Below are 23,487 nucleotides of genomic sequence, written 5' to 3' on the forward strand. Positions count from 1 at the left end.
ATTCGGACAGGCCGTCGACACAATTATCGCGGGCGACGCGCCCCCCGCCGCTCAGGCAGCGCTCGGCGCCCGCAGTCCGGCCACCAGATCGGTGAAGCGGTCGCCCTGGACGATCACGTGGCCCCGGAGGGCCTCCGCGGCGCCGGCCTCGTCGCCCGCGATGATCGCGGCGACGATCGCCTCGTGCTCGGCCAGCGATTGCGGCAGGCGCTGGCGCACGCGCAGCTGCAGCCGGCGATACGGGGCCAAGCGGCGGTGGAGTGACAGCGCCTGCTCCGCCAGGAAGGCGTTCCGGCTCGCCCGGTACACGACGGTGTGGAACACGTAGTTCTCGGCGTAGTAGGCCTCGGTGTCCTCGGTGGCCAGGGCGGCGCGGCAGCCCTCCAGCGCGGCGCGCAGCGCGGCGGCGTCCTCGGGGACGAGCCGGCGCGCCGCGAGACGGCCGCAGGCCGCCTCGATCTCCGCCATCGTCTCGAACATGGCGAGCAGCAGGTGCGGCTCGGGCGCGCTGACGATCGCTCCCCGCCGGGGCTTCGTCTGCACGAGGCCGGTGACGGCGAGCTGCAGCAGCGCCTCTCGGATGGGCGTGCGCGAGACCCCGAAGCGGGCCGCGAGCTGGTTCTCGTCGAGTCGCGATCCCAAGGCGAGCTCGCCCGAGACGATCTCATCCTCGATTCGCTGCCGCAGCCGCTGCGCGTGGCTCATGCCGCCGTTCCCTCCCCCGATGAACGGGTCGCGCGCCGCCCCGCACTTGAGGCCGGCGGATGTTCGGCACGCGCGGACATTATGCTGGAGCATTGACAAAATATACAAGGCGGTTTTCCATGCATACAACGAGGCGCCGCACTATTGCAGCGCACAAAATTACGCCGCGTTGTTTGCGGTGCGGGAGAGCTCCATGACGCCAACTCGTCGATCGCTGATCGCGGCCACGCTCGCGGCACCGGCCATCCTGCGGTTCGGCCTGAACAGCGCGCAGGCGGCCACGACGCTGAAGCTGTCCCACCAGTTCCCCGGCGGCACGATCGACGAGGGCGATTTCCGCGACCGCATGTGCCGGAAGTTCGCCAAGATGGTCGGCGAGCGCTCGAAGGGCGCCCTGGACGTCCAGGTCTACCCGGGCTCCTCGCTGATGAAGACGAACGCCCAGTTCGGCGCCATGCGCAAGGGCGCGCTCGACATGTCGCTCTACCCGAGCCCCTATGCGGGCGGCGAGATTCCGGAACTCAATATCGGCCTGATGCCCGCCCTCGTGACGTCCTACGCGCAGGCCGTGGCGTGGAAGGCGGCCCCGGTCGGCCGCAAGCTCACCGAGATCCTGGACGCGAAGGGCATCATCCTGGTCTCCTGGGTCTGGCAGGCCGGCGGCGTCGCGAGCCGGGAGCGCGCCCTCGTGGCGCCGGCCGACGCCAAGGGGATGAAGGTCCGCGGCGGCTCGCGCGAGATGGACATGATGATGAAGGAGGCCGGCGCGGCCACCCTCTCGATCCCGTCGAACGAGTCCTACGCGGCGATGCAGACCGGCGCCTGCGACGCGGTGATCACCTCATCCACCAGCCTGATCTCCTTCCGCCTGGAGGAGCTGTCCAAGGCGCTGACCTCGGGGCGCGAGCGCTCCTACTGGTTCATGCTCGAGCCGATCATGATGTCCAAGATCGTGTTCTCGGGCCTGCCGAAGGAGCAGCAGGATCTGATCATGGCGGTCGGCACGGAGCTCGAGGCCTTCGGCCAGGCCGGCGCGAAGGAGGACGACACCCGCGTCGAGGAAATCTTCGCGAAGGCCGGCGCCAAGGTCGTCCAAGTCGACGAGAAGTCCCTCGGCCAGTGGCGTGATCTCGCCCGCAGCACGGCCTGGAAGGATTACGCAGCCAAGAACGCGAACTGCGCGGAACTGCTGAAGCTCGCGGAGCAGGTCGCGTGAGCCACGGCTTCGACGCGGCCACGGCCGCTCCGGAGGCGCGCGGGGCCGAGGAACCGCGCCTTCCGGGCCTCCTCGGCACCTTCGATCGGGGCATGCGCCTCCTGAACAAGGTGATCCTGGCCGTCGGCGGCCTCTGCCTGGTGGCAGCCTGCCTCGTCCTGACCCACAGCGTCGTCGTCCGCTACCTCCTGAAGGAGCCGACGGAGTGGCAGGACGAGATGGCGGTGTACCTCATCATCGGGGCCACCTTCCTGTCGGCGGCCGGCGTGCAGGCCAAGCGCGGGCACGTGGCGATCGAGGCCCTGACCGGCCTCCTCCCGCCCGCCGCCAACCGGGTCCGGCTCCTGCTGGCCGACATCGTCAGCCTCGCCTTCTGTCTGTTCTTCGCGTGGAAGAGCTGGTCGCTCGATCACGAGGCTTGGGTCGACGGGCAGGTCTCGCAATCGACCTGGGGGCCGCCCCTCTGGATCCCCTACACGCTGATGTCGGTCGGCATGAGCCTGCTGTGCGTCCAGTTCGTCCTCCAGATCGCCGAGGCCCTCGCCTACGGGCCCCGGGCCGCCGGCTGGGCGCAGCCCAAGATCGGGCTCGGGGCCGACGTGAATCGCGACATGCACGGGGCGGCCGAGGTCGCGCCCCGGGGACCGGACCCGATGGGTCAGACCGTTTCCGCGAAGGTTGAACGATGAGCACGGCCGCGATCGGCTTCCTGTACGCGGGCGCGACCCTTGGGGCGATGCTCTCGGGCATCCCCATCGCCTTCGCGCTGGGCTTCGTGGCGCTCGCCTTCATGGTGGCGTTCATGCCCGGGGCCTCCCTCGATACGGTGGCGCAGAACGTCTACGAGGAGATGGCCTCCATCACCCTGCTGTCGATCCCGCTCTTCATCCTGAAGGGCGCGGCCATCGGGCGGTCCAAGGCCGGCCAGGATCTCTACACGGCCATGCACGCCTGGATGCACCGCATCCCGGGCGGCCTGGGCATCGCCAACGTCTTCGCCTGCGCGCTCTTCGCCGCCATGGCGGGCTCCAGCCCGGCCACCTGCTCGGCGATCGGCTCGGCCGGCATCCCGGAGATGCGCAAGCGCGGCTACTCGCCGGGCTTCGCGGCCGGGATCATCGCGGCGGGCGGCACGCTCGGCATCCTGCTGCCGCCCTCGATCACCATGATCCTGTACGCGGTGGCGGCCGAGCAGTCGCTCGGGCGGCTGTTCCTCGCGGGCATCGGGCCGGGGCTCCTGCTCGTGGGCCTGTTCGCCGCGTGGTCGATGGTGCGCTTCCGCTCGGAATACGCCGCCGCGAAGGTGGCCCTGGAGCGCGGTGGGCCGGCCTCGCCGATCCTGGCGGACGAGCAGTACAGCATGGCGCAGCGCTTCTCGACGCTGCCGCGGGTCCTGCCCTTCGTGGTCCTGCTCACCGGCGTGATGGTGGCGCTCTACGGCGGCTACGCCACGCCGTCCGAGACCGCGGGCCTCGGCGGGCTGATGGCCCTGGCGCTGATCGCCGCGATCTACGGCGTCTGGCGGTTCCGCGACGTCACGCCGATCCTGACGGCGACGCTGCGGGAATCGACCATGCTGATGCTGATCATCGGCATGTCGCTGCTCTACGCCTACGTGATGAGCTACCTGCACATCTCGCAGTCGGCCGCCGCCGCGATCGTCGCGATGCAGCTGTCACCGTGGGTGCTGCTGGTGACCATCCTGGCGCTGGTGATCGCGCTCGGCTTCTTCCTGCCGCCGGTCTCGATCATCCTGATGACGGCGCCGATCATCCTGCCGCCGCTCAAGGCCGCCGGGTTCGACCTCGTCTGGTTCGGCGTGGTGATGACCATCACCATGGAGATGGGCCTGATCCACCCGCCGGTGGGCCTCAACATCTTCGTCATCAAGAACATCGCCCCGGACATCCCGCTCTCGGACATCATCTGGGGCACCCTGCCCTTCGTGATCCTGATGGCGGTGGCAATCCTGATCCTGTGCCTCGTGCCGGGCATCGCGATGTGGCTGCCGGACCTGCTGCTCACGACGACCCGGTAGCTCGATCCATCCGGCCCGTGCGAGGCAGGCCCCTCTCCGCCCGGAGAGGGGCCTGTCGCGTGAGGGAACGTGGTCGCGCGAGCGCCGCGTCCCGCGCAGCGGCGGCCCGCGTCGGCGCGCTGGCCGGCGCGACCGGAGCCGCCTATGGCAGCGCGCGCGCCGCCCCGCCCCGATCCCGAGCTTCGGACCGAACCATGAGCCTCGCCTCCGTGCGCGCCTTCTTCGCCGAGAAGGCGCCCGACATCGCGGTCATCGTGCTGGAGACCAGCACCGCGACCGTTGCCGAGGCGGCGGAAGGCCACGGCGTCGCCCCGGCCCAGATCGCCAAGACGCTCTCGATCCGGGTCGGCGATCAGGTCGTCCTGGTGGTGACGCGCGGCGACGCGCGGCTCGACAACCGGAAGGCCAAGGCTGCCTTCGGCGGCAAGGTGCGGATGCTCGACCTCGGCGAGGTCGAGGCGCTCACCGGCCATCCGGTGGGCGGCGTCTGCCCCTTCGGCCTGTCGACGCCGCTGCCGGTCTACTGCGACGTCTCGCTGCGGGCGTTCGACGAGGTGGTGCCGGCGGCCGGCAGCACCCACAGCTCGGTGCGGATCGCGCCGGCTCGGATGGCCGCGCTCACCGGCGCCGCCTGGATCGATGTCTGCGCGCTGCCAAGCTGAGCGGCGTGGCCAGCGCCATTCCCGCTCCGCACGAGGCGCGGATCCCCTCTCCCGCGCGGGAGAGGGACAGGGTGAGGGATCAGGTCTCTCCGGACGAGGCGCGCGCCGTCGACGGAGGATCGCGCTCTTGATCCTGAACGTTCTCGTCCCTCACCCCAACCCTCTCCCGCCCGGGAAAGGGGGCATGGCGCCACTGTCTCGACACCGAAGACGCCTTCTATCCGGACCGTCGCAACACCCTCCGGTGCGGCCCTAGCGCCCGGTCCAGTTGGGCGGGCGCTTGCCGAGGAACGCCTCCATGCCCTCGCGGAAATCCTGGCTCATGTAGCACATGAGGATCAGGTCATCGCCGGGATGCGGCGCGCCCTCGGCGCCGGCCTCCTCCTCGGCGAGCCGCCGCAGACCCTCCTTGGTCGCCTGCATGGTCAGCGGCGCGTGGTTGGCCAAGAGCTGGGCCAGCGTATCGACCCGCTCCGTGAGCGCGATCCGATCGTCGACCACCTCGCCCACGAGGCCGATGGCGAGCGCCTCCTCGGCGCCGACGAGGCGGGCGGTGAAGATGATGTCCTTGACTCGCGCCGGGCCGATCAGGCCGGAGAGCCGCTTGAGGTTGCCCTGGCTCAGGCAGTTGCCGAGGGTGCGGGCGATCGGGAAGCCGAAGCGGGCATCGCGCGTGGCGATGCGCAGGTCGCAGGCCGCCGCGATGGCCGCGCCGCCGCCGGTGCAGGCCCCGGCGATCGCCGCGATGGTCGGCACCCGCAGCCGCTCCAGGGAGCCCAGCACCCTGTCCATGAAGCGCTCGTAGCCCAGCGCGTCCTCGGCGGTGCTGAAGTCGCGGAACTGGGCGATGTCGGTCCCAGCCGCGAAGGCCTTGTCGCCCGCGCCCGTGATGATCAGCGCCTTGACCGCCGGGTTCGCGGCGATCGCCTCGCAGCAGGTGATCAGGCCCTGATACATCGCGAAGGTCAGCGCGTTGCGCGCCTGCGGACGGTTCAGGACGATGCGGGCGATGCCGGCCTCGTCGGCGGTGAACAGCAACTCGTCGGTCGCGGGCTTGGCGGTCATGCGCGGGTCTCCGGGTGGCGGCGTCAGGCCGCGGTCTCGCGGACCACGCCCCGCGCGATCAGCGCGTCGATCTCGGCCGGCGCGTAGCCGGCCTCCGCCAGGATCGCGCGGGAATGCTCGCCGAGCAACGGGGCCGGCCCGTGCACGCGTCCCGGCGTCTCGGAGAACTTCACCGGCAGGCCGAGCGTCTTCATGCGGCCGACCCGCGGGTGATCGACCTCGACCACCATCTCGCGGGCGAGGGTCTGCGGGTCCCGGTGCATCGCGTTCACGTCGAGGACCGGGCCGGCCGGGACGCCGCCGGCTTCCAGCCGGGCGAGCCACTCGGCCGAGCCGTGGGCCCGGAAGATCGGCGCGAGGGTCGCGGCGAGTGCGTGCCGGTTGGCCATCCGGTCGCGGTTCAGCGCGAAGCGCGGGTCCTCGGCGAGGTCGTCGGCGCCGATGGCCTTCAGCAGGCGCAGCCAGTTGGTCTGGTTGGCCGCGCCGATCGTGATCCAGCCGTCGGCGGTCTCGAAGGCCTCGTAGGGGGCGTTCAGCGGATGGGCCGAGCCCATCGGCCCGGGCGCGACCCCGGTCGCCATGGCGATGGCCGACTGCCAGTAGGTGTGGGTGATGCCGGCCTCGAACAGCGACGTGTCGACCGCCTGGCCCCGGCCCGTGCGGAGCCGGTTCGCGTAGGCGGCGAGGATGCCCATGGCGGCCAGGATGCCGGCGGTGATGTCGGTGACCGGCGGCCCGCACTTCATCGGCGGACGCCCGGGCCCCTCCCCGGTCACCGACATGAGGCCGCTCATGCCCTGGGCCACGAGGTCGAACCCGGCCCGGTCGGCGTAGGGACCGGTGCGGCCGAAGCCGGAGAGCGAGCAGTAGACCAGCTCCGGGAACTCGACCTTGAGGGTCTCGTACCCGATCCCGAGGCGCTCCATCGTGCCGCCGCGGTAGTTCTCGATCAGGGCGTCCGCGCCCTTGAGCAGGCGCCGCAGGACCGCGACGCCGTCCGGATCCTTCAGGTCGAGGCTGAGTCCGCGCTTGCCGCGGTTCATCATCATGTAGGCCGCGCTCTCGCCCTCGAGGGCGGGCGGGACGGTGCGACGGGTGTCGTCGCCCTCCCTCTTTTCGACCTTGATCACCTCCGCGCCCATGTCGGCGAGCATCAGCCCGCAGACCGGCCCGGCCATGATGTGGGCGAGTTCGATCACCCGCATCCCGGCGAGGGGACCCGACCGCTTCATCGTCTCCGCCATCGCGCGCTACTCCCCGGCCGGGACGGTGGCCGCGGGGCCGACCGGCGGCGTGACGGGATCCACGAATTCCCGCTCAGGGTGCATCGTGAAGGCCAGCGCGGCGCCGAGCAGGCACAGGCCGATCGAGCCGACGAACGGCAGCGTCCAGCTCCCGGTCACGTCGACGATGACGCCGAAGACGATCGGCGAGACGATCGCCGCCACCGCCGAGCCGGTGTTCATCAGCCCGCTGGCGGTGCCGGCGTATTTCGGCGCGATGTCCATCGGCACCGACCAGATCGGTCCGATCACCAGTTCCGCGAAGAAGAAGCCGGAGGACAGCAGCAGCGCCACGAGGGTCAGGTCCCGGGTCATGAACACGCCCGCGAGGCTCGCGGCCGCCCCGAGGAAGCCGATCACGATCACCGACAGGCGCGCGAGCTTCACCTTGCCGGTGCGGTGCAGGATCGAGTCGCTGAGCAGGCCGCCGACCGTGTCGCCGACGACGCCGGCGAAGAACACGCCCGAGGCGAACAGGGCCGAGTTCTTCAGGTCGAGGCTATAGTTCTCCTTGAAGAAGCTCGGCAGCCAGCCGAGGAAGAGCCACAGCGTCCAGCCGTAGCAGAAATACGTGACGGTGACCGGCAGCATCCGGCGCGTCAGGGCACCCCACGGCACGCTCTGCTTCGCGCCGACCTGGCGGGGCGGCGGCAGCGTCGCGAGCTCGGCCTCGGTGATCGCCGGATGCTCGGATGGGTCGTCGCGGAAGTACAGCCACCAGATCGCGACCCAGACGAAGCTCACCGCGCCGAGGATGACGAAGCTCGTCCGCCAGCCGAAATGGTAGATCAGGAACGCCACGATCGGCGGCGCCACCGCGTTGCCGAGCCGCGCGAAGGCGTGGGTGATGCCCTGCGCGAAGCCGCGCCGGCCGGGCGCCGTCCAGTTCTGCATGGCGCGGGTCGCGGTCGGGAAGGTCGCGCCCTCGCCGAAGCCGAGCAGCACCCGGGCCATGAACAGGCTGACGAGTCCGCCGACCATGCCGGTCAGGATGGTCGCCGAGGCCCAGATCACGCCGCAGGCGAGCAGCGTGCGCCGGGCGCCGAACTTGTCGCCGACCGAGCCGCCGATCACCTGGAAGATCGCGTAGGGGTACGCGAAGGCCGACAGGATCAGACCGAAATCGGTCTTCGACATGCCGAAATCGCGCATGATCTCCGCACCGGCCGTGGCGATGTTCACCCGGTCCAGATACGTGATGAAGTACATCAGACAGAGCAGGCCGAGCACGCCGTTCGTGGCGCTGAAGCGCTTCGACATCGACCGTTCCTCCCATGGGGGCGCCGCCTCGCGCGGTCGCCGGGCACCTCGGCTCTCGGACCGGGCGCTCTTTCGTAATGCATTATTCAAACGCGTCGCGCGGCGGAACGCAACCGCCGACGTGCATCCGGCACGTGAATTCATTCCACGGGGTGCAACTGAAAACGGGGGCCGCCCGGGCCCCCGTATCGTGTCGGTCGTCGCCGGGAGGCGCCGCGGCGCCGGTCAGGCCGTCGCGGGGCGGAGCTGACCCTGCTCGGCCTCGGTCGGGGTGCCGATCGCCTTGCCGAGCGCCTTGCCGCGCGGCCCGACCCAGCTCCCGACCCACTTGCGCTGCCAGAGGGCGAGGCAACCGAGCACGATCGCGGTGAAGACGGCGTAGCCGACGAAGCCCAGCGAGAACGAGCCGGTATACTGCTTCGACAGGCCCATGACGTTCGGCAGGATCGCGCCGCCGAGCGCGCCGATCTCGCCGATCATCGAGCCGGCCACCGCCGTGTTGGTGGGCCAGCGCAGCGGGACGAGCTGGAACAGCGCGCCGTTGCCGGCGCCGAGCGCCGCGAAGCACAGCATGAACAGGAGCGTCGTGAGCGCCAGCGACGGGGTCGCGGTCAGCGAGAGCAGGGTCGCGATCGCCGCCAGCAGCACCACCGACAGCACCGCGATGCCGCCCATCCGGTCGGCGAAGTAGCCGCCGACGATCCGGATGCCGGAGCCCATGAAGGCCGCCAGCATCGTCAGCCGCCCGGCCTCGACCTTCGTCACCGCGAACTGCTCGTAGAAGAAGGTCGGCAGGAAGTTCGACAGGCCGATGAAGCCGCCGAAGGTGATCACGTAGATCAGCGAGAACGCCCAGCCATCCTTCGTGAACAGGCAGGAGACGTGCTCCTTGAAGGACTGGTGCTCGCAATCCGGCGGCTCCTTGGCGAGCACGATCATGACCGCCAGCGGCAGCAGCATGACGAGGCCCGCGAAGGCGTAGGTGGTCTGCCAGCCGTAGGCCTGGGCCAGCGGCGGAGCGAACAGCACGGCCAGCACGGTGCCGGAATTGCCGGCGCCCGCGATGCCCATCGCCAGCCCCTTATGTTCCGGCGGAAACCAGCCGGAGCCGAGGGAGAGCGCGACGCCGAAGGACGCGCCGGCGATGCCGAGCAGCACGCCCATGGCGAGCACGTCGTTGTAGGAGGAGACGAAGAGATAGCCGTAGGCCATCGCCAGCATGATCACGACCATCTCGGTGATCGCGGCGTTCTTGCGGCCGATATACTGGGCCAGGACGCCGAGCGGGAAGCGCATCAGCGCACCGGCGAGGATCGGTAGCGAGATCATGAAGCCGGTCTGGGCCGGCGTCAGCTTGTAGGTCTCGGTGATGAACGGGCCCATGGCGCCGTTCAGGACCCAGATGGCGAAGCAGAAATCGAAGTAGAGGAATGCCGCGAACAGCGTCGGGGGGTGACCCGACTTCATCACCGTTTTGAAGCTGGCCATAGCTGGTGCTCGTCGTAAGTGGGCGAACCGCCGTGCGGTCGCTCATGCCGGGGATCCGGACTCACACCGTCCGCTGTTTGGAGCGTCGTTGCTCCGCCGCCGCAGCAGGCGCGGCTGACTGGGCAATGCAGCAAGCGTGCCATCCCGGACGGACGCCCGCCGACCGGATCGCTCGGCCGTCGCGGCGCCGCGGCCGAACCGCGTTCCGCCAAGTCGCTGGCGCCGAGTCGCTGCCGCTCGGCGAGGCAGGCGTGCCGAGTAAACGGGCGCTCGCCCGGCGCCCTCACGGATCGGTGAGCGGCGCGGCCGAAATCGTTGCTGCACGAGGGCAACACACGCGGCGAGAAACGACCCGGAAGACCCTGTAAGTTGCCCTCGATGACCGTCGGCAACTTGGCGGTAAAGCGCGACCTTTGCTAAGCCCCGGGATGAGCTGTGCCGCGACTTCGTGCCGGCCTGCTCGCCTGCGCGTCGCGGCAAGCCCCGGCGACGCCTCCCGAGGAATTCGAACCATGTCCGCCCCGATCCGTCGCCTTCTCCTGGCCGGCTTCACGGTCCTCGCCCTCGCCTCCGCCGCGCACGCCCAGGGCCGCGGCCCCGTGGGCGATGCCGGGATCGACGGGTTCGGCGACGACAATCAGCTCTACCAGGATCAGAACGGCGCGCTCTACGTGCGTCGCGGCGGCCGCTACCTGCCCTATACCGGCCGCACCGACTTCGTGCGCCCGGCCCCCCCGCCGCCCGCCGCGCAGGTCCCGGTCGCGCCGCCGCCGGCCGCCAACCTGGAGACGGACCCGACGGTCCCGGCACGCCCGGGCAGCGCGCCTGCGGCCGAGGGGCTCTCGCCGCTGGAGGCCGCCAAGGCCAAGGCCGTGCTCCGCGCACCCGACAACGAGCCGATCGACTACGCCAAGATCTACGGCCCGATCACGGACGACGTGTTCCCGGTCCAGGCGTTCAATTACAAGAAGATGAACCCCGCCTTCCTCCGTCAGGAGATCGCCTATCACGGTCCCTACGAGCCGGGGACGATCATCGTCGACCCGCGGGCCCACCAGCTCACCCTGGTCGAGGCCAACGGCCGGGCCCGCCGCTACGGCGTCGGCGTCGGCAAGCAGGGCTTCTCGTGGTCGGGCACCGCGACGGTGAATTCCAAGCAGGCGTGGCCGGACTGGTATCCGCCGAAGGAGATGATCGCCCGCAGCCCGAAGCTCGCCAGCGAGGTCGACAAGCTGCAGAGCGGTCTCGGCGTCGCCGGCGGTCTGCGCAATCCGCTCGGCGCCCGCGCCATGTACCTCTGGCAGGGCAACAAGGACACGCTGTTCCGCATCCACGGAACCCTCGAGCCCTTCTCCATCGGCAAGAGCGTGTCGTCGGGCTGCATCCGGATGATCAATCAGGACGCGATCGACCTGTTCAGCCGGGTCGGCGTCGGCAGCAAGGTGGTGGTGCTGAACTGAGGCCGGGCCGGGCCCACCGCCCGAGCGCCGCCGGTCCGGGACCGGCGGTCCGCCGGTTCAGGTCAGCCCGCGCCGGTGCTCGCCGAGGATCCGGCGGACCGTCCCGGCCTCGGACCGGTACACCAGGGTCTCGGTCTGGATCTTGTCCGGCCGGAAGCGCACGCCGCGCAGGAGAGCCCCGTCCGTGATGCCCGTGGCGGCCACGATGACGTCGCCGCTCGCGAGATCGGTCAGGTCGTATTTCCGGTCCAGATTCTCGATGCCCATCTCGGCGGCCCGGCGCCGACGGTCCGGGGTGTCGAGGATCAGGCGTCCCTGCATCTGGCCGCCGATGCAGCGCATCGCGGCGGCCGCCAGCACGCCCTCGGGCGCCGCGCCGGTCCCGAGATAGAGGTCGATGCCCGTCTCCTCGGGGCTCGCCGTGAAGATGATCCCGGCGATGTCGCCGTCCGAGATCAGGCGCACCGCCGCGCCGGCCGCCCGCACCTCGGCCACGAGGGCCGCGTGGCGCGGCCGGTCGAGGATCAGCGCGGTGATCTGCTTCGGGTCGACGCCCTTGGCCCGGGCCAGCGCCGCGATGTTGTCGGTCGGGCTGGCGTCGAGATCGACGAGGCCGGGCGGGTAGCCGGGCCCGATCGCGATCTTCTGCATGTAGACGTCCGGCGCGGCGAGGAGCGAGCCGCGCTCGGCCATGGCCATGACGGCGATGGCGCCGGGCATGTCCTTGGCGCAGAGGGTCGTGCCCTCAAGCGGATCGACCGCGATGTCGACCTCGGGCCCTTCCCCGAGACCGAGCTGCTCGCCGATGAACAGCATCGGCGCCTGATCGCGCTCCCCCTCCCCGATCACCACGGTGCCGCGGATCGGCAGGCCGTTGAGTTCGTCGCGCATCGCGTCGACCGCGGCCTGGTCGGCCGCCTTCTCGTCGCCCTGGCCGCGCAATCGGGCGGCGGCGATGGCGGCACGCTCCGTCACGCGGGCCAGTTCGAGGGCGAGCGTGCGCGGGACGCCGCGCGATGCCGGCTTGGGGGCCTCTTCCATGGTTTCCTGCCTCTGGCCGGGTCCGATCTTGGGGTCGGATCCCGGATGGATACCGTCGGATGACGGCCGCGCAGCGTATACGCCGGTTCGCTAATGCCCACTATCCTGCATCAAGCGGTGGGGGGTCACGCTACCGTATGCACTGTTATTCACGCTCGATCCGGATCAGCTGCGGCGGCTCCGCCAGCAGCCCGTCGGCGCCGATGGCGTCGAGGGCGTCGCGGATGTTGCCCTCGGTCGCCGCGTAGGTGATCAGCACCAGCGGCACCGGCCGACCGGAGCGGCCGCGCGGATCGGCCTCCGGCCCCTCGACGCGGCGCTGCAGGATGCTCTCCAGGGAGATGGATCGCTCGGCCATCCGCTGCGCGACGCCGGCCGCGACGCCCGGGCGGTCATGGACGGTGAGGCGGATGTAGTAGCCGCCCTCGTGACGCTGCATCTCCACGCGCTCGCTGGCGCGCATCGCCGCGGCCGGAACGCCGAAGGTCGGGCGGATCACGCCGCGCGCCACGTCGGCGATGTCGGCCACCACCGCGGAGGCCGTGGCCTCGCCGCCGGCGCCGGGACCGATGAGCGTGAGCTCGCCCACCGCGTCCGCGTCGATCGTCACGGCGTTGGTCACGCTCATGACCTGCGCGATCGCCGAGGATTTCGGCACCATGGTCGGGTGGACCCGCTGCTCGATGCCGGCCTCGGTCGCCTGCGCGACGCCGAGCAGCTTGATCCGGTATCCGAGCTCGTCCGCCATGCGCAGATCGAGGGGCTGCACCCGGGAGATGCCCTCGACCGACACGCCGTCGGCGTCGACGACGGTCCCGAAGGCGAGGCTCGTCAGGATCGCGAGCTTGTGCGCGGTGTCGAACCCCTCGACGTCGAAGGTCGGGTCCGCCTCGGCGTAGCCCAGGGCCTGCGCGTCCTTCAGGCAGGCCTCGAAGGTCAGCCCCTCGCGCTCCATGCGGCTGAGGATGTAGTTGCAGGTGCCGTTGAGGATCCCGTAGACGCGGGAGACCGCGTTGCCCGGCAGGCCCTCGCGCAGGGTCTTGATCACCGGGATGCCGCCGGCCACCGCCGCCTCGAAGGCGAGGGCCACGCCCTTCGCCTCGGCCTGCGCGGCCAGGGCGGCGCCGTGGCGCGCCAGCAGCGCCTTGTTGGCGGTCACCACCGGCTTGCCCGCCGCGAGCGCCGCCTCGACCACGGCCTTGGCCGGTCCCTCGGCGCCGCCGATCAGCTCGACCACGCAGTCCACGGATTCCGACCGGGCGAGCGCCACCGGATCGTCGAACCACGCGATGCCGGACAGGTCGAGGCCGCGGTCCCGGCCACGGTCGCGCGAGGAGACCGCGGTGACGCGGATGTCGAGGCCCGCCGCAGCGAAGGCGGCGCGGCGGCGCTCGACCATCCGGACCACGGACGCACCGACGGTCCCGAGTCCGGCGATCCCGAGGCGAAAGCTCACTGTCATGACCCCTTCCGTGCCCGGGCGACCGCGATGGACCGGGCGCCCGATGCGGCGCACTTCTGCAAGAATTCCGCCCCGCCCGCAAGGAATTGGCCCGGGACCGTGGGGCGTGTCACCCGGCGGTCTCCCGGTGGCGGATCGCCGTCGCCACGAGGGCGTACAGGACGACGGCGTTCAGCACATGCCAGAGCGGGTGCGTGCCGGTCGGCAGCAGCGCGCAGGCCGCCCGGTCGCCGGTTCGCGCCGCGAGCGAGATCAGGAAGAGCAGGCCGATGCTGGCGAGCCGCCGCCCGGTCCCGACGAAGCGCTCCTCCGGCCGCCGCGCGGCCGCCCAGGCGACGCCGAACAGCGCCAGCAGGGCGGGCAGGTAGTCGACCGAGCCGTTGGTGAGCCGCGCGACGTCGAGGCCGGTCAGCCCGTCGAGCAGGGGCGTGAGCGCGAATCCGAGGAGCGCGAAGCCGCCCGTCGCCGCCGCGACCCGGACCGGCGCCAAGCGCAGGAACCGCGAGAGGGCCAGCGCGAGAAAGGCGTAGATGAACAGCGCGATCGGGACGACGTCCGCGAGCATCGCCCAGTAGACCGCCAGGGTGTGGAACAGGAACGAGCCGACGCCCACCACGGCGATCAGGGCCGCCAGCCCGAGGCAGGTCCGGTCCGGCGGATCGGTGACGGCGGCGCGCCGCGCCGCGGCGGCGGCGGCCAGCAGGAAGGCCGAGTTCGACAGCGCGTTCGCGGGCTCGGCCCAGAAGTCCGGCCCGCCCCGCTCGCAGTAAGCCGACACCGGCTCGAACCAGTCCATTCGCCGACCCTACTTCCCCGTCCTTGCGCCGGGATGGCCTTGTCAGCGCGACGCGAAGCGCGGATGACGGCCGGGCGGCGACCGGAAGCGAGGCGATGCGGATCACCACCTGGAACGTCAACTCGATCAAGCAGCGGCTCCCGCACCTCCTCGGCTTCCTGGAGGAGGCGCGGCCCGACGTGGTCTGCCTGCAGGAGCTGAAATGCCAGGACGAGGCCTTCCCGCGCGCCGACATCGAGGCGGCGGGCTACGCGGTCGAGACGCTGGGCCAGAAGGCCTATAACGGCGTGGCGCTGCTGGTCCGGGCGCCGCTGGCCATGTCGGAGATTCGGCGCGGGCTGCCGGGCGACGCCGCCGACGAGCAGGCCCGCTACATCGAGGCGCTGATCTCGGGCGCGGACACCCGCCCGGTGCGCGTGGCGTCGATTTACCTGCCGAACGGCAACCCGGTGGACAGCCCGAAATACCCGTACAAGCTCGCCTTCATGGAGCGGCTGCGGCTTCACGCCCGGGCGCTGCTGGACGACGAGATCGCGGTGGTGCTGGCGGGCGACTACAACGTCATCCCGGAGGCGGCCGACGCGGCCGATCCGGAGGCTTGGCGCTCGGACGCCCTGTTCCTCGGGACGACCCGGGCGGCGTTCCGGGCGATCCTCGCCGAGGGCTACACCGACGCCCTGCGCGCCTGCGACCCGCGCGACGGGCTCTACACCTTCTGGGACTATCAGGCCGGGTGCTGGCAGCGGAATGCCGGCATCCGCATCGACCACCTGCTGCTCTCGCCCCAGGCCGGCGACCGCCTGGTCTCGGCCTCGGTCCAGAAGCACATGCGCGGGCTCGACAAGCCGTCGGACCACGTGCCGGTCACGGCGGAACTGGCGGCCGGTTAGAGCCGCGATCGGGGGGAACGACGATGATCATCTACGGCAGCAGCGTGTCGCCCTACGTGCGCAAGGTGCTCGCGGCGCTCTACGAGAAGGGCGTCGCCTTCGAGCACCGCCCGGTCGGCTTCCACGCGCAGGATCCCGGCTTCCGGGCGGCGAGCCCGATGGGGAAGATCCCCGCGATGGAGGATGCCGGGTATCGCCTCGCCGATTCGAGCGCCATCGTGGACTATCTCGAGCGGCTGCATCCGGCGCCCGCGCTGATCCCCGAGGACGCGCGGGACGCCGCCCGCGCCCGCTGGTTCGACAAGTTCGGCGAGTGCGAGCTGACCCGGCAGGTGCTGGTGCCGTTCGTCGAGCGCTTCCTCAAGCCCCGCCTGTTCAAGGTCGAGGGCGACGAGGCCCTGGCGCAGCGGACCGTCGACACGGCGCTGCCGCCGCTGTTCGACTACCTCGAATCGCAGATCGACGGGCCCTACCTCGTCGGAGGCCGGTTCGGCATCGCCGACATCGCCGTGGCGGCGCCGTTCCACAACCTGCGGCTGGCCAAGGTCGCGGTCGACGGCGCCCGGTGGCCGAAGCTCGCCGACTGGGTCGCGGCGACGCTGGAGCGGCCGTCCTTCACCGCGGCGATCGCCGCGGCGAAGAGCTGAGGCCGCTCAGCGCCGCTTGCACAGTCGAGGGCGGCTCAGCGCCGCTTGCGGATCGAGCCCACGGTCTGGAGCTGCGTCTGCGCCTCGGCGCGGTCGTCCTCGCTGGCGGCCGCCCAGTTCTTCTCGTAGAGCGCGACGATCCAGTCGTCCTTGCGGCTCTCGGCGCCTTCCCGGGCGAGCGAGAGCCACATCAGGCCGCGCACCCGCTGGACCGGGATGCCGCCCAGGCCGTTGACCAGCATGTCGCCGAGCAGCGCCTGCGCCGGGTGGTGGCCCTTCTCGGCGGCGAGGTTGAACCAGCGCGCGGCCTGCCGCGGGTCGGCCTCGACGCCGGTGCCGTCGAGGTAGAGCCGAGCGAGATTGTACTGCGCGTTGGGGTCCCCGTAGTAGGACGCCGCGTAGTTGAACATGTCGTAGGCGCGCTCGGGATTGGGGCGCACGTAGGTGCCCTTGATCCCCTCCAGGAAGTACGTGCCCAGCGCCGTGAAGGCGCTGCCCAGGACCGCCGAGTTCTGCGGATCGGGCCCGTCATCGGTGCTGGCGTCGGCGATCCGCGAGAAGAACTCGAACGCCTTCAGGTCGTCGTGCGGGACGCCGTCGCCGTCGGCGTACATCCGGCCGAGCTTCCACAGCGCAAGGGCGTGGCCCTGGCCGGCCGCGTACTCCAGCGCGCGGGCGGCGCCCTGCTTGTCGCCGGCATTGTACTCGCGCATGCCGGCGCGCAGCGCGTCCTTGGCCGAGCGGTAGCTCTTGTCGGCGACCGGGACCTGCACGGGCGTGCGGACATTGGCGTCGAGGGCGCGCGACGGCGCGACCGGCAGCGCGACCAGGGCGAGCGCCCAGGCCGCGACCGCGAGGCCGCCGACGGACCGGAACCGACCGGGATCGGCCCCGGCCGGCGCCCTGCGCCGGCTGAGGTCAGTCCTAGACGTCCGCATAGCTCTGCGTCTCCTTGGCACCTCCCGGATGGGTGACGGCGCCGTACAAGGCCGGGCCGACGCCCTGCGCGTATTTCCAGAGGTAGCCGGAGGTCGCGGTGTTGGGCCGCGCAGTCCAGGCCTTGCGCCGCTCGGCCAGCTCCGCGTCCGACAGGGCGACACTGAGCGTGCCCTGGATCGCGTCGAGGGTGATGACGTCGCCGTCGCGCAGCAGCCCGATCGGGCCGCCCACGGCGGCCTCAGGTCCGACATGGCCGACGCAGAAGCCGCGGGTCGCGCCCGAGAAGCGCCCGTCGGTGATCAGCGCGACCTTGTCGCCCATGCCCTGGCCGTAGAGGGCCGCGGTGGTCGACAGCATCTCGCGCATGCCGGGGCCGCCCCGCGGGCCCTCGTAGCGAATCACGAGGACGTCGCCTTCCTCGTAGCTGCGGGCCTGCACGGCCGCGAAGCAGGCCTCCTCGCCGTCGAACACGCGGGCCGGGCCGGTGAAGACCTGCTTCTCGGCCGGGATGCCGGCGACCTTCACGATCGCGCCCTCGGGGGCGAGGTTGCCCTTGAGGCCGACGACGCCGCCGGTCGGGGTGATCGGCCGGTTCGCCGGATAGACCACGTCCTGGTCCGGGTTCCAGGTTACCCGGTCCATGTTCTCCGCGATGGTGCGGCCGGTGACCGTCAGGCAGTCGCCGTGCATGAAGCCGTGGTCGAGGAGCGTCTTCATCAGCAGCGGGATGCCGCCGACCTCGAACATGTCCTTGGCGACGTAGCGCCCGCCGGGCTTCAGGTCGGCGATGTAGGGCGTGCGCCGGAAGATCTCGGCCACGTCGAACAGGGTGAACTCGATGCCGCACTCGTGGGCGATCGCCGGCAGGTGCAGCGCCGCGTTGGTGGAGCCGCCCGAGGCCGCTACCACCGTAGCGGCGTTCTCCAGCGCCTTGCGGGTGACGATGTCGCGCGGGCGGATGCGCTTCTCCAGGAGCTCCATCACCTTCTCGCCGGCCGTGGCGCAGAACTTGTCGCGGATCTCGTAGGGGGCCGGGGCGCCGGCCGAGTAGGGCAGCGCCAGGCCAATTGCCTCGGAGACGGTCGCCATGGTGTTGGCGGTGAACTGCGCGCCGCAGGCGCCGGCCGACGGGCAGGCGACCTGCTCCAGCTCGTCGAGGTCCTCGAGGCTCATGTCGCCGACGGCGACCTTGCCGACCGCCTCGAACAGGTCCTGGACGGTCACGGGCTTGCCGCGGAACGAGCCGGGCAGGATCGAGCCGCCGTAGATGAAAATCGAGGGCACGTTCAGCCGGACCATCGCCATCATCATGCCGGGCAGCGACTTGTCGCAGCCCGCGAGACCCACGAGGGCGTCGTAGGCGTGGCCGCGCATGGTCAGCTCGACCGAGTCGGCGATGACCTCGCGCGACGGCAGCGACGCGCGCATGCCGCCATGGCCCATGGCGATGCCGTCTGTGACGGTGATCGTGCAGAACTCGCGCGGCGTCCCGTTGGCGGCGGCGACGCCCTTCTTCACCGCCTGCGCCTGGCGCATCAGCGAGATGTTGCAGGGCGCGGCCTCGTTCCAGCAGGAGGCGACACCCACCAGCGGCTGGTGGATCTGCTCACGGGTCAGGCCCATGGCGTAGAGGTAGGAGCGGTGCGGGGCGCGGTCGGGCCCCTCCGTGACGTGGCGACTCGGCAGCTTCGACTTGTCGTTCAAACGCGTCACCATGACTTCAGACCAAGCCTTCGCAGCCGATCCCGAGGGTGCGTTGAACCGCGGCGCGTCGCCGTTCGCGAGGCGCCGGGAGATCCGTCCGCGTGCTCGGGAAGTCCTCGTTTCCGAACGGTAAACCGTTGTCGAATTTGCCGTTTACCGCGGATGTTGAGGTGGGCCCGGACTATGGCGGGATCGCGGCGTTTACGGGCAGGTCTCGGGGCGGAGCGGGGATCGTTTTACGGTGTTGCGACCCCGCCACAGCCACGCTTGCGGCCATTTCGGCGGCGACGACAAGATGAAGGACAATGGCGCGGCGCTGACGAGACGCTTCCCCGAGACGCAACTTGTCTTCGGGCAAGCCGAGGATCTCCCGGCCGCGATCCGGGCGGGACGCGGCAATCCGGCACCCGGAAAGTCGCTGTATCACTATCCCTGTGCGGGACCGGCGCCGGCAATACGCCGACCGACGGGCGGAACGACATGTCGCGCCGCCGCCGCGGCGGGTCCCGCGCGCCAATCTGCTTGTGCGCCGCGCGGTCCTCGCTCGCGCGGAACGGCGGGTCCGGCGCGCGTCCGTGGCGGCGTCGCGGGCCTGATCGAATGGAGCCCGTGTGCCGCTCTTCGCCGACGCAGGCCGGGATCGGGCGTCCTGCACCGGCACCCGCTTCGCCGCGGCGCGGCCGGGATCACGGGATCACAGGACGACGTGATCCCGGCCGGATCCGCGCTCAGGCCGCTCCGGCGTGCGGCGCCGGGATCTCGGTCGAGATGGCGTCCACCGTGCGCGGCATCGGGCTGCCCTGCCCGTCCGCGCGCTGGATCCGGACCTGCTGATTGACCGGCTGCATGTTGCCGAAGGGCGTCGAGAAGGCGATCTCCGCGGCGTCGCGCCCGACGCCGATCCGCACCAGCCCGTCGAGGTCGGCCTGCCGGGTGGCGTCGAACAGCCACCAGCGCCCGTCGAGATAGGCCTCGAACACCGCGTGGAAGTCGCTCGGGACGAGGCCGTGGGCGTAGCAGCTCACGAACCGGGCCGGGATCCCGAGCGCCCGGCAGAAGGCGGCGCCGATATGCGCGAAGTCGCGGCAGACGCCGGCGCGCTTCAGGAGCGACTCGTGGGCGGTCGTCTCGCCGTCGCTGGAGCCGGGCTGGTAGGCGATGTGGTCGTGGATCCAGTTGCAGATCTGGTTCACGCGCGCGTGGCCCTTGGGGAGCGCCCCGAACTCGGCGAGCGCGAAGGGCGTCAGCCGGTCCGAGGAGACGAACCGGCTCGGCAGCAGGAACGGCAGGATGTCGAGCGGCAGCTGCCCGATGGGCGTCTCGTTGACGGTCGCCGGGTCGGCCCGGTGCACGGTCAGGTCGACCTCGGCATTGTACTCCAGCGCGAACTGACCGGTCGGGACGTTGACCGCGAGATAGCGGTTCTGGAGATCGGGGGTCGTGTAGAGATCGCGCTTGAGGTTCGGCGTCAGGACCAGGCTCTCGCTCAGGATCTCGACGCTCTTCAGCTTCGCCACCTCCAGATTGAAGATGAAGGTGGTGTCCGAGAGGATGTTGTAGGACAGGCTGCAACCGAGGGTGTAGCGCATCGGATCTCCTTGCCGGATGACGGCCCATCCGCCGTCCAAGCAAGGGGCGCGCCCGACCGTCGGTTCCGGCTCGATCGGGGGGTCGCGGGCGAGACGGCGGCGCCGCGTGCGTCGGACGGCGCCACCGTCATCGCCAGCGCAGCGAAGCGAGCCAGAGCAGCGCGTCCCTGGATTGCTTCGCTCCGCTCGCAAGGACGGCTGAAGCGATGGAGCCGGTCTCAGCCGCGCTCGGCGGCATCCCGCGGGAGCAGCACCGCCGTCAGAGAGCGCACGCCCTGCGCGCCGTGGATGAGGACGCCCTCGATGTCGGCGGTGGCCGACGGGCCGGTATGCAGCACCGCGTAGGCCGAGCGGCCGAATTCCGGCCGGCGGTAGGCCGCCTGCACGTTCGGCACGATGTCGGCCGGGTCGAGCAGCACGACGAGGTGCTGCGCGAGATAGGCGACGGCGTTGACGATCAGCTGGTCCTGCGTGAACAGCACCGAGCCGGTCTCGGCGATGCCGAACACCGCGCGGACCACCGCCACGTCCACGTCCTCGACCTCCTGGGGCGCGCGCACGCTCCGCAGGTCGCGGTTGCCGGTCAGCTCCGGCACCGCGGAGGCGATCACCTTGGCGGCGTCGAGGCGCTCGCGCACGCCCGCGAACACGTCGGCGGCGCCGGGCTCGGCCACGCGGCCGCCCATGCGCTTCAGCCGCTCGCCGAACTCGGCGACCAGGTCCTCGCCGACGAGCGGCGCGAACAGCGGCACCTCCGGCAGCGGGAAGTCGCCGGCCGGCCGGTTCCTGCGGATACCGTCGAGGATCGCGTCGCGGGCGCTCATCGACCCGTGTCCTTCATGCGGTTCTGCTTGTACCAGGCGTGGAAGGTCTGGCGCGGCGCGTCGGGCATCTCGCGCTTCTTCCCCCAGGTGTTGAGCGGGTTGTAGACCGCGAAGCGCGGCAGGACCTTCAGGGCGGAATCCGCCGCGCCGATCGCCGCCCGGTAGGCGGCCGGGCGCGAGAGCACGGCGCCCGCGGCCTTCATCATGCCCTGCTTGAGCGCCGGGATCTGGTGCTCCTCGACCAGCACCTTCCGCCACGCGAAGATCTGCTCGTGGATGTTGATCTTCACCGGGCAGACGTTGGTGCAGGAGCCGTTCATCGTCGAGGAGAACGGCAGCGTCGAGTATTTCCGCTTGTTAAAGGTCGGATCGATGATCAGCCCGATCGGCCCCGAATAGGTCGCGCCGTAGGAGAGGCCGCCCGAGCGCCGGTAGACCGGGCAGGTGTTCATGCAGGCGCCGCAGCGGATGCATTTCAGCGAGGTCCAGAACTCCTCCATGCCGAGGCGCTCGGAGCGGCCGTTGTCGACCAGCACCATGTGCATCTCGGTGCCCGCGCGGGGGCCGCGGAAATGCGAGGTGTACTGGGTGATCGGCGAGCCCAGCGCCGAGCGCGACAGCAGGCGGATGAACACCCCGAGGTGCTCGACCTTCGGGATGATCTTCTCGATGCCGATGGAGTGGATCTGCAGCGGCGGCACGTTGCCGGACAGGTCGGCGTTGCCCTCGTTGGTGCAGGTCACGACCGTGCCGGTCTCGGCGATCGCGAAGTTGCATCCGGTCATGCCGGCATCGGCCTTCAGGATGTAGGGCCGGGTGGTCTCGCGCTGGCTCTCGGCGAGGTAGTGCGCGTCGTCGTTGTCCGGATCGGTGCCGAGCGTCTTGGCGAAGACCTCGGCCACGTCCATCCGGGTCTTGTGGACGGCCGGCGCCACGACGTGGCTCGGCTCCTCGTTGTCGAGCTGCTGGATCCGCTCGCCGAGATCCGTCTCGATGACCTCGATGCCGTTGGCCGCCATGTGGTGGCGGAAGCCGCACTCCTCGGTGAGCATCGACTTCGACTTCACCAGCGTCTTGGCGCCGTGGCTCCGCAGGATGTCCAGCACGATCCGGTTGTGATCGGCGCCGTCCTTCGCCCAGTGCACGTGGACGCCGTTGGCCTTCGCGGCCGCCTCGAATTGCTCGAGGTACCGGTCAAGGTGGCTCAGCGTGTGGGTCTTGATCTGCGAGGCGAGCTCGCGCAGCTCCTCCCACTCCGGGATGCCGTGCGCGGAGGCGTCGCGCTTCTTGCGCAGGTCCCACAGGCGCTCGTCGTGGGCGGCCTGGTGCAGCGGCGCCGCGAGGAAGCGCTCGGCGGCCTCCGACTGGTTGATCGGCCGGTCGCCCCGGATCTTCGCGCCGCGCGGCTGCGGCTCCCGGGTCTGCGGGGCGCGGATCGGCTTCGAAGCGGCTTCCGCGTGCTGGAGGCGCCGGCCGTCCGGCGCCCGCTCGCTCTCGTCGTGGCCGGCCCGCACCTCGGGGTGGATGACGCCTTCGCGCTCGCGGGGGTTGAGGTCCTCGACGCTCATGCGGCGGCTCCGTTCAGCACCTGCGCGATGTGGATGTACTTGAGCGGCAAGCCGAGCCGTTCGGCGCAGCCCTTCTGGTGCATGAGGCAGGAGGAATCCGCCGAGACGACGTAGGCGGCCCCGGCCCGGTTCTGATCGGCGACCTTGTCGTAGCCCATCTTCGCCGAGACGGCGGGCTCGAACACCGAGAAGGTGCCGCCGAAGCCGCAGCACTCGTCCGGCCGGGCGAGATCGACGAGCTCGACGCCCTTCACGAGGCGCAGCAGGTCGAGGGGCTTCGAGTAGTAGGGCTTCACCAGCTCGGTCGGCCGCGCGTGGTGGATGCCCCGCAGGGCGTTGCAGTTGGTGTGATAGGCGACCTTGTGGGGGAAGTTCGCCCAGGGCAGGTCCTCGACCTTCAGAACGTCGTGCAGGAACTCCACCAGCTCGTAGGTGCTGGCGCGGACGTGTCGGACCTCGTCGGTCTGCGGGATCGCCGTCAGGTGCTCGCGCACCTGGTGAACGCAGGAGCCCGACGGGGCGACGACGTAGTCGAAGCCGGAGAAGTTCTTGACGAACAAGGCCTCGGTCGCCGCGGCCTCGGCGTGGCAGCCAGTGTTGGTCATCGGCTGGCCGCAGCAGGTCTGGTCGAACGGATACTCGACCGTGCAGCCCAGGCGCTCGAGGAGCTCCAGGGTAGCGATCCCGACCTCGGGCTCGAAGGCGTCGACGTAGCACGGCACGAACAGGCCCACCCGCATGGTCCGGCAACTCCCTGGATGGCCCGGCGCGGCGGCCTGGAACGGTTCAAGACTGACCGAGGGTCTACCGGAAGGGGCGGCCCTTGGCGAGGTTGCCCGCTGCGTCACCG

General features: G+C 70.8%; 21 protein-coding genes. 7 read left to right on the forward strand and 14 right to left on the reverse strand.

Annotated features, from left to right (window positions below; translation table 11 throughout):
• Nucleotides 1–51: 51 nt before the first annotated feature.
• Nucleotides 52–705, reverse strand: coding sequence for a GntR family transcriptional regulator (locus ABIC30_RS15795; protein ID WP_020091899.1), 654 nt, complete (start codon nucleotides 703–705; stop codon nucleotides 52–54).
• Nucleotides 706–898: 193 nt separating this feature from the next.
• Here ABIC30_RS15795 and dctP point away from each other — a divergent pair, with 193 nt between their 5' ends.
• The 4 genes from dctP to ABIC30_RS15815 all read left to right on the forward strand — a co-directional run bounded on the left by dctP (nucleotide 899) and on the right by ABIC30_RS15815 (nucleotide 4,621).
• Complete coding sequence (dctP, locus tag ABIC30_RS15800) at nucleotides 899–1,921, forward strand: TRAP transporter substrate-binding protein DctP (protein WP_020091898.1); 1,023 nt, start codon at nucleotides 899–901, stop codon at nucleotides 1,919–1,921.
• Nucleotides 1,918–2,610 carry a TRAP transporter small permease gene (locus ABIC30_RS15805; RefSeq protein ID WP_020091897.1) on the forward strand — a complete coding sequence of 231 codons (693 nt, stop codon included), beginning with the start codon at nucleotides 1,918–1,920 and terminating at the stop codon, nucleotides 2,608–2,610. The genes dctP and ABIC30_RS15805 overlap by 4 nt, the downstream gene beginning before the upstream one ends.
• Nucleotides 2,607–3,959, forward strand: a complete 1,353-nt coding sequence (locus ABIC30_RS15810; RefSeq protein ID WP_020091896.1) for a TRAP transporter large permease — start codon at nucleotides 2,607–2,609, stop codon at nucleotides 3,957–3,959. Before ABIC30_RS15805 ends, ABIC30_RS15810 begins: the two co-directional genes overlap by 4 nt.
• A gap of 194 nt (nucleotides 3,960–4,153) precedes the next feature.
• The gene (locus tag ABIC30_RS15815) at nucleotides 4,154–4,621 is read left to right on the forward strand and encodes a YbaK/EbsC family protein (protein ID WP_020091895.1); all 468 of its coding nucleotides are present in this window, start codon (nucleotides 4,154–4,156) and stop codon (nucleotides 4,619–4,621) included.
• Between the two features lie 252 nt (nucleotides 4,622–4,873).
• Here the strand turns inward: ABIC30_RS15815 and ABIC30_RS15820 are convergent, their stop codons facing one another.
• From ABIC30_RS15820 to ABIC30_RS15835, 4 genes are all read right to left on the reverse strand, one after another.
• The gene (locus tag ABIC30_RS15820; protein ID WP_020091894.1) at nucleotides 4,874–5,686 is read right to left on the reverse strand and encodes an enoyl-CoA hydratase/isomerase family protein; all 813 of its coding nucleotides are present in this window, start codon (nucleotides 5,684–5,686) and stop codon (nucleotides 4,874–4,876) included.
• Between the two features lie 23 nt (nucleotides 5,687–5,709).
• The gene (locus tag ABIC30_RS15825; protein ID WP_020091893.1) at nucleotides 5,710–6,930 is read right to left on the reverse strand and encodes a CaiB/BaiF CoA transferase family protein; all 1,221 of its coding nucleotides are present in this window, start codon (nucleotides 6,928–6,930) and stop codon (nucleotides 5,710–5,712) included.
• Between the two features lie 6 nt (nucleotides 6,931–6,936).
• Entirely contained in the window at nucleotides 6,937–8,229 is a 1,293-nt protein-coding gene (locus ABIC30_RS15830) for an MFS transporter (protein ID WP_020091892.1), read from the reverse strand.
• 225 nt (nucleotides 8,230–8,454) lie between these two features.
• Nucleotides 8,455–9,717 (reverse strand): MFS transporter, encoded by a 1,263-nt coding sequence (locus ABIC30_RS15835; protein ID WP_020091891.1) that lies wholly within the window; start codon nucleotides 9,715–9,717, stop codon nucleotides 8,455–8,457.
• 512 nt (nucleotides 9,718–10,229) lie between these two features.
• On the opposite strand from ABIC30_RS15835, the gene ABIC30_RS15840 reads away from it, so the two are divergent.
• Nucleotides 10,230–11,177, forward strand: coding sequence for a L,D-transpeptidase (locus ABIC30_RS15840; RefSeq protein ID WP_020091890.1), 948 nt, complete (start codon nucleotides 10,230–10,232; stop codon nucleotides 11,175–11,177).
• Nucleotides 11,178–11,234: 57 nt separating this feature from the next.
• Here the strand turns inward: ABIC30_RS15840 and glpX are convergent, their stop codons facing one another.
• The 3 genes from glpX to ABIC30_RS15855 all read right to left on the reverse strand — a co-directional run bounded on the left by glpX (nucleotide 11,235) and on the right by ABIC30_RS15855 (nucleotide 14,476).
• Nucleotides 11,235–12,218 (reverse strand): class II fructose-bisphosphatase, encoded by a 984-nt coding sequence (gene glpX / locus ABIC30_RS15845; RefSeq protein ID WP_020091889.1) that lies wholly within the window; start codon nucleotides 12,216–12,218, stop codon nucleotides 11,235–11,237.
• A 145-nt stretch (nucleotides 12,219–12,363) separates the two neighbouring features.
• Entirely contained in the window at nucleotides 12,364–13,680 is a 1,317-nt protein-coding gene (locus ABIC30_RS15850) for a homoserine dehydrogenase (protein WP_020091888.1), read from the reverse strand.
• Between the two features lie 109 nt (nucleotides 13,681–13,789).
• On the reverse strand, nucleotides 13,790–14,476 hold the full coding sequence (locus tag ABIC30_RS15855) for a ceramidase domain-containing protein (protein ID WP_020091887.1): 687 nt from the start codon (nucleotides 14,474–14,476) through the stop codon (nucleotides 13,790–13,792).
• A 95-nt stretch (nucleotides 14,477–14,571) separates the two neighbouring features.
• Here ABIC30_RS15855 and xth point away from each other — a divergent pair, with 95 nt between their 5' ends.
• Together xth and ABIC30_RS15865 are read left to right on the forward strand one after the other, a co-directional pair.
• Nucleotides 14,572–15,366 (forward strand): exodeoxyribonuclease III, encoded by a 795-nt coding sequence (xth, locus tag ABIC30_RS15860; RefSeq protein WP_020091886.1) that lies wholly within the window; start codon nucleotides 14,572–14,574, stop codon nucleotides 15,364–15,366.
• A gap of 23 nt (nucleotides 15,367–15,389) precedes the next feature.
• The gene (locus tag ABIC30_RS15865; protein WP_020091885.1) at nucleotides 15,390–16,013 is read left to right on the forward strand and encodes a glutathione S-transferase family protein; all 624 of its coding nucleotides are present in this window, start codon (nucleotides 15,390–15,392) and stop codon (nucleotides 16,011–16,013) included.
• Nucleotides 16,014–16,048: 35 nt separating this feature from the next.
• Here the strand turns inward: ABIC30_RS15865 and ABIC30_RS15870 are convergent, their stop codons facing one another.
• From ABIC30_RS15870 to ABIC30_RS15895, 6 genes are all read right to left on the reverse strand, one after another.
• Nucleotides 16,049–16,951, reverse strand: coding sequence for a tetratricopeptide repeat protein (locus ABIC30_RS15870; RefSeq protein ID WP_020091884.1), 903 nt, complete (start codon nucleotides 16,949–16,951; stop codon nucleotides 16,049–16,051).
• A complete protein-coding gene (gene ilvD / locus ABIC30_RS15875; RefSeq protein ID WP_020091883.1) occupies nucleotides 16,938–18,668 on the reverse strand; it encodes a dihydroxy-acid dehydratase in 1,731 nt (576 codons plus the stop codon). The genes ABIC30_RS15870 and ilvD overlap by 14 nt, the downstream gene beginning before the upstream one ends.
• A gap of 716 nt (nucleotides 18,669–19,384) precedes the next feature.
• On the reverse strand, nucleotides 19,385–20,245 hold the full coding sequence (locus ABIC30_RS15880; protein ID WP_020091882.1) for a transglutaminase-like domain-containing protein: 861 nt from the start codon (nucleotides 20,243–20,245) through the stop codon (nucleotides 19,385–19,387).
• A gap of 218 nt (nucleotides 20,246–20,463) precedes the next feature.
• Nucleotides 20,464–21,069 (reverse strand): LutC/YkgG family protein, encoded by a 606-nt coding sequence (locus tag ABIC30_RS15885; protein ID WP_020091881.1) that lies wholly within the window; start codon nucleotides 21,067–21,069, stop codon nucleotides 20,464–20,466.
• Nucleotides 21,066–22,637, reverse strand: a complete 1,572-nt coding sequence (locus ABIC30_RS15890) for a lactate utilization protein B (RefSeq protein WP_020091880.1) — start codon at nucleotides 22,635–22,637, stop codon at nucleotides 21,066–21,068. The genes ABIC30_RS15885 and ABIC30_RS15890 overlap by 4 nt, the downstream gene beginning before the upstream one ends.
• Nucleotides 22,634–23,377 (reverse strand): (Fe-S)-binding protein, encoded by a 744-nt coding sequence (locus ABIC30_RS15895; RefSeq protein ID WP_020091879.1) that lies wholly within the window; start codon nucleotides 23,375–23,377, stop codon nucleotides 22,634–22,636. Before ABIC30_RS15895 ends, ABIC30_RS15890 begins: the two co-directional genes overlap by 4 nt.
• Nucleotides 23,378–23,487 lie beyond the last annotated feature (110 nt).

The sequence above is a fragment of the Methylobacterium sp. 1030 genome (genome assembly GCF_040544715.1).
Taxonomy (GTDB): Bacteria; Pseudomonadota; Alphaproteobacteria; order Rhizobiales; family Beijerinckiaceae; genus Methylobacterium.

Excerpts from the sequence above, each read along its gene's own strand:
- ABIC30_RS15795 (WP_020091899.1), bottom strand. The coding sequence starts at position 705 with ATGAGCCACGCGCAGCGGCTGCGGCAGCGAATCGAGGATGAGATCGTC.
- dctP (WP_020091898.1), top strand. The coding sequence starts at position 899 with ATGACGCCAACTCGTCGATCGCTGATCGCGGCCACGCTCGCGGCACCG.
- ABIC30_RS15810 (WP_020091896.1), top strand. The coding sequence starts at position 2,607 with ATGAGCACGGCCGCGATCGGCTTCCTGTACGCGGGCGCGACCCTTGGG.
- ABIC30_RS15815 (WP_020091895.1), top strand. The coding sequence starts at position 4,154 with ATGAGCCTCGCCTCCGTGCGCGCCTTCTTCGCCGAGAAGGCGCCCGAC.
- ABIC30_RS15820 (WP_020091894.1), bottom strand. The coding sequence starts at position 5,686 with ATGACCGCCAAGCCCGCGACCGACGAGTTGCTGTTCACCGCCGACGAG.
- ABIC30_RS15825 (WP_020091893.1), bottom strand. The coding sequence starts at position 6,930 with ATGGCGGAGACGATGAAGCGGTCGGGTCCCCTCGCCGGGATGCGGGTG.
- ABIC30_RS15830 (WP_020091892.1), bottom strand. The coding sequence starts at position 8,229 with ATGTCGAAGCGCTTCAGCGCCACGAACGGCGTGCTCGGCCTGCTCTGT.
- ABIC30_RS15835 (WP_020091891.1), bottom strand. The coding sequence starts at position 9,717 with ATGGCCAGCTTCAAAACGGTGATGAAGTCGGGTCACCCCCCGACGCTG.
- ABIC30_RS15840 (WP_020091890.1), top strand. The coding sequence starts at position 10,230 with ATGTCCGCCCCGATCCGTCGCCTTCTCCTGGCCGGCTTCACGGTCCTC.
- glpX (WP_020091889.1), bottom strand. The coding sequence starts at position 12,218 with ATGGAAGAGGCCCCCAAGCCGGCATCGCGCGGCGTCCCGCGCACGCTC.
- ABIC30_RS15850 (WP_020091888.1), bottom strand. The coding sequence starts at position 13,680 with ATGACAGTGAGCTTTCGCCTCGGGATCGCCGGACTCGGGACCGTCGGT.
- ABIC30_RS15855 (WP_020091887.1), bottom strand. The coding sequence starts at position 14,476 with ATGGACTGGTTCGAGCCGGTGTCGGCTTACTGCGAGCGGGGCGGGCCG.
- xth (WP_020091886.1), top strand. The coding sequence starts at position 14,572 with ATGCGGATCACCACCTGGAACGTCAACTCGATCAAGCAGCGGCTCCCG.
- ABIC30_RS15865 (WP_020091885.1), top strand. The coding sequence starts at position 15,390 with ATGATCATCTACGGCAGCAGCGTGTCGCCCTACGTGCGCAAGGTGCTC.
- ABIC30_RS15870 (WP_020091884.1), bottom strand. The coding sequence starts at position 16,951 with ATGCGGACGTCTAGGACTGACCTCAGCCGGCGCAGGGCGCCGGCCGGG.
- ilvD (WP_020091883.1), bottom strand. The coding sequence starts at position 18,668 with ATGGTGACGCGTTTGAACGACAAGTCGAAGCTGCCGAGTCGCCACGTC.
- ABIC30_RS15880 (WP_020091882.1), bottom strand. The coding sequence starts at position 20,245 with ATGCGCTACACCCTCGGTTGCAGCCTGTCCTACAACATCCTCTCGGAC.
- ABIC30_RS15885 (WP_020091881.1), bottom strand. The coding sequence starts at position 21,069 with ATGAGCGCCCGCGACGCGATCCTCGACGGTATCCGCAGGAACCGGCCG.
- ABIC30_RS15890 (WP_020091880.1), bottom strand. The coding sequence starts at position 22,637 with ATGAGCGTCGAGGACCTCAACCCCCGCGAGCGCGAAGGCGTCATCCAC.
- ABIC30_RS15895 (WP_020091879.1), bottom strand. The coding sequence starts at position 23,377 with ATGCGGGTGGGCCTGTTCGTGCCGTGCTACGTCGACGCCTTCGAGCCC.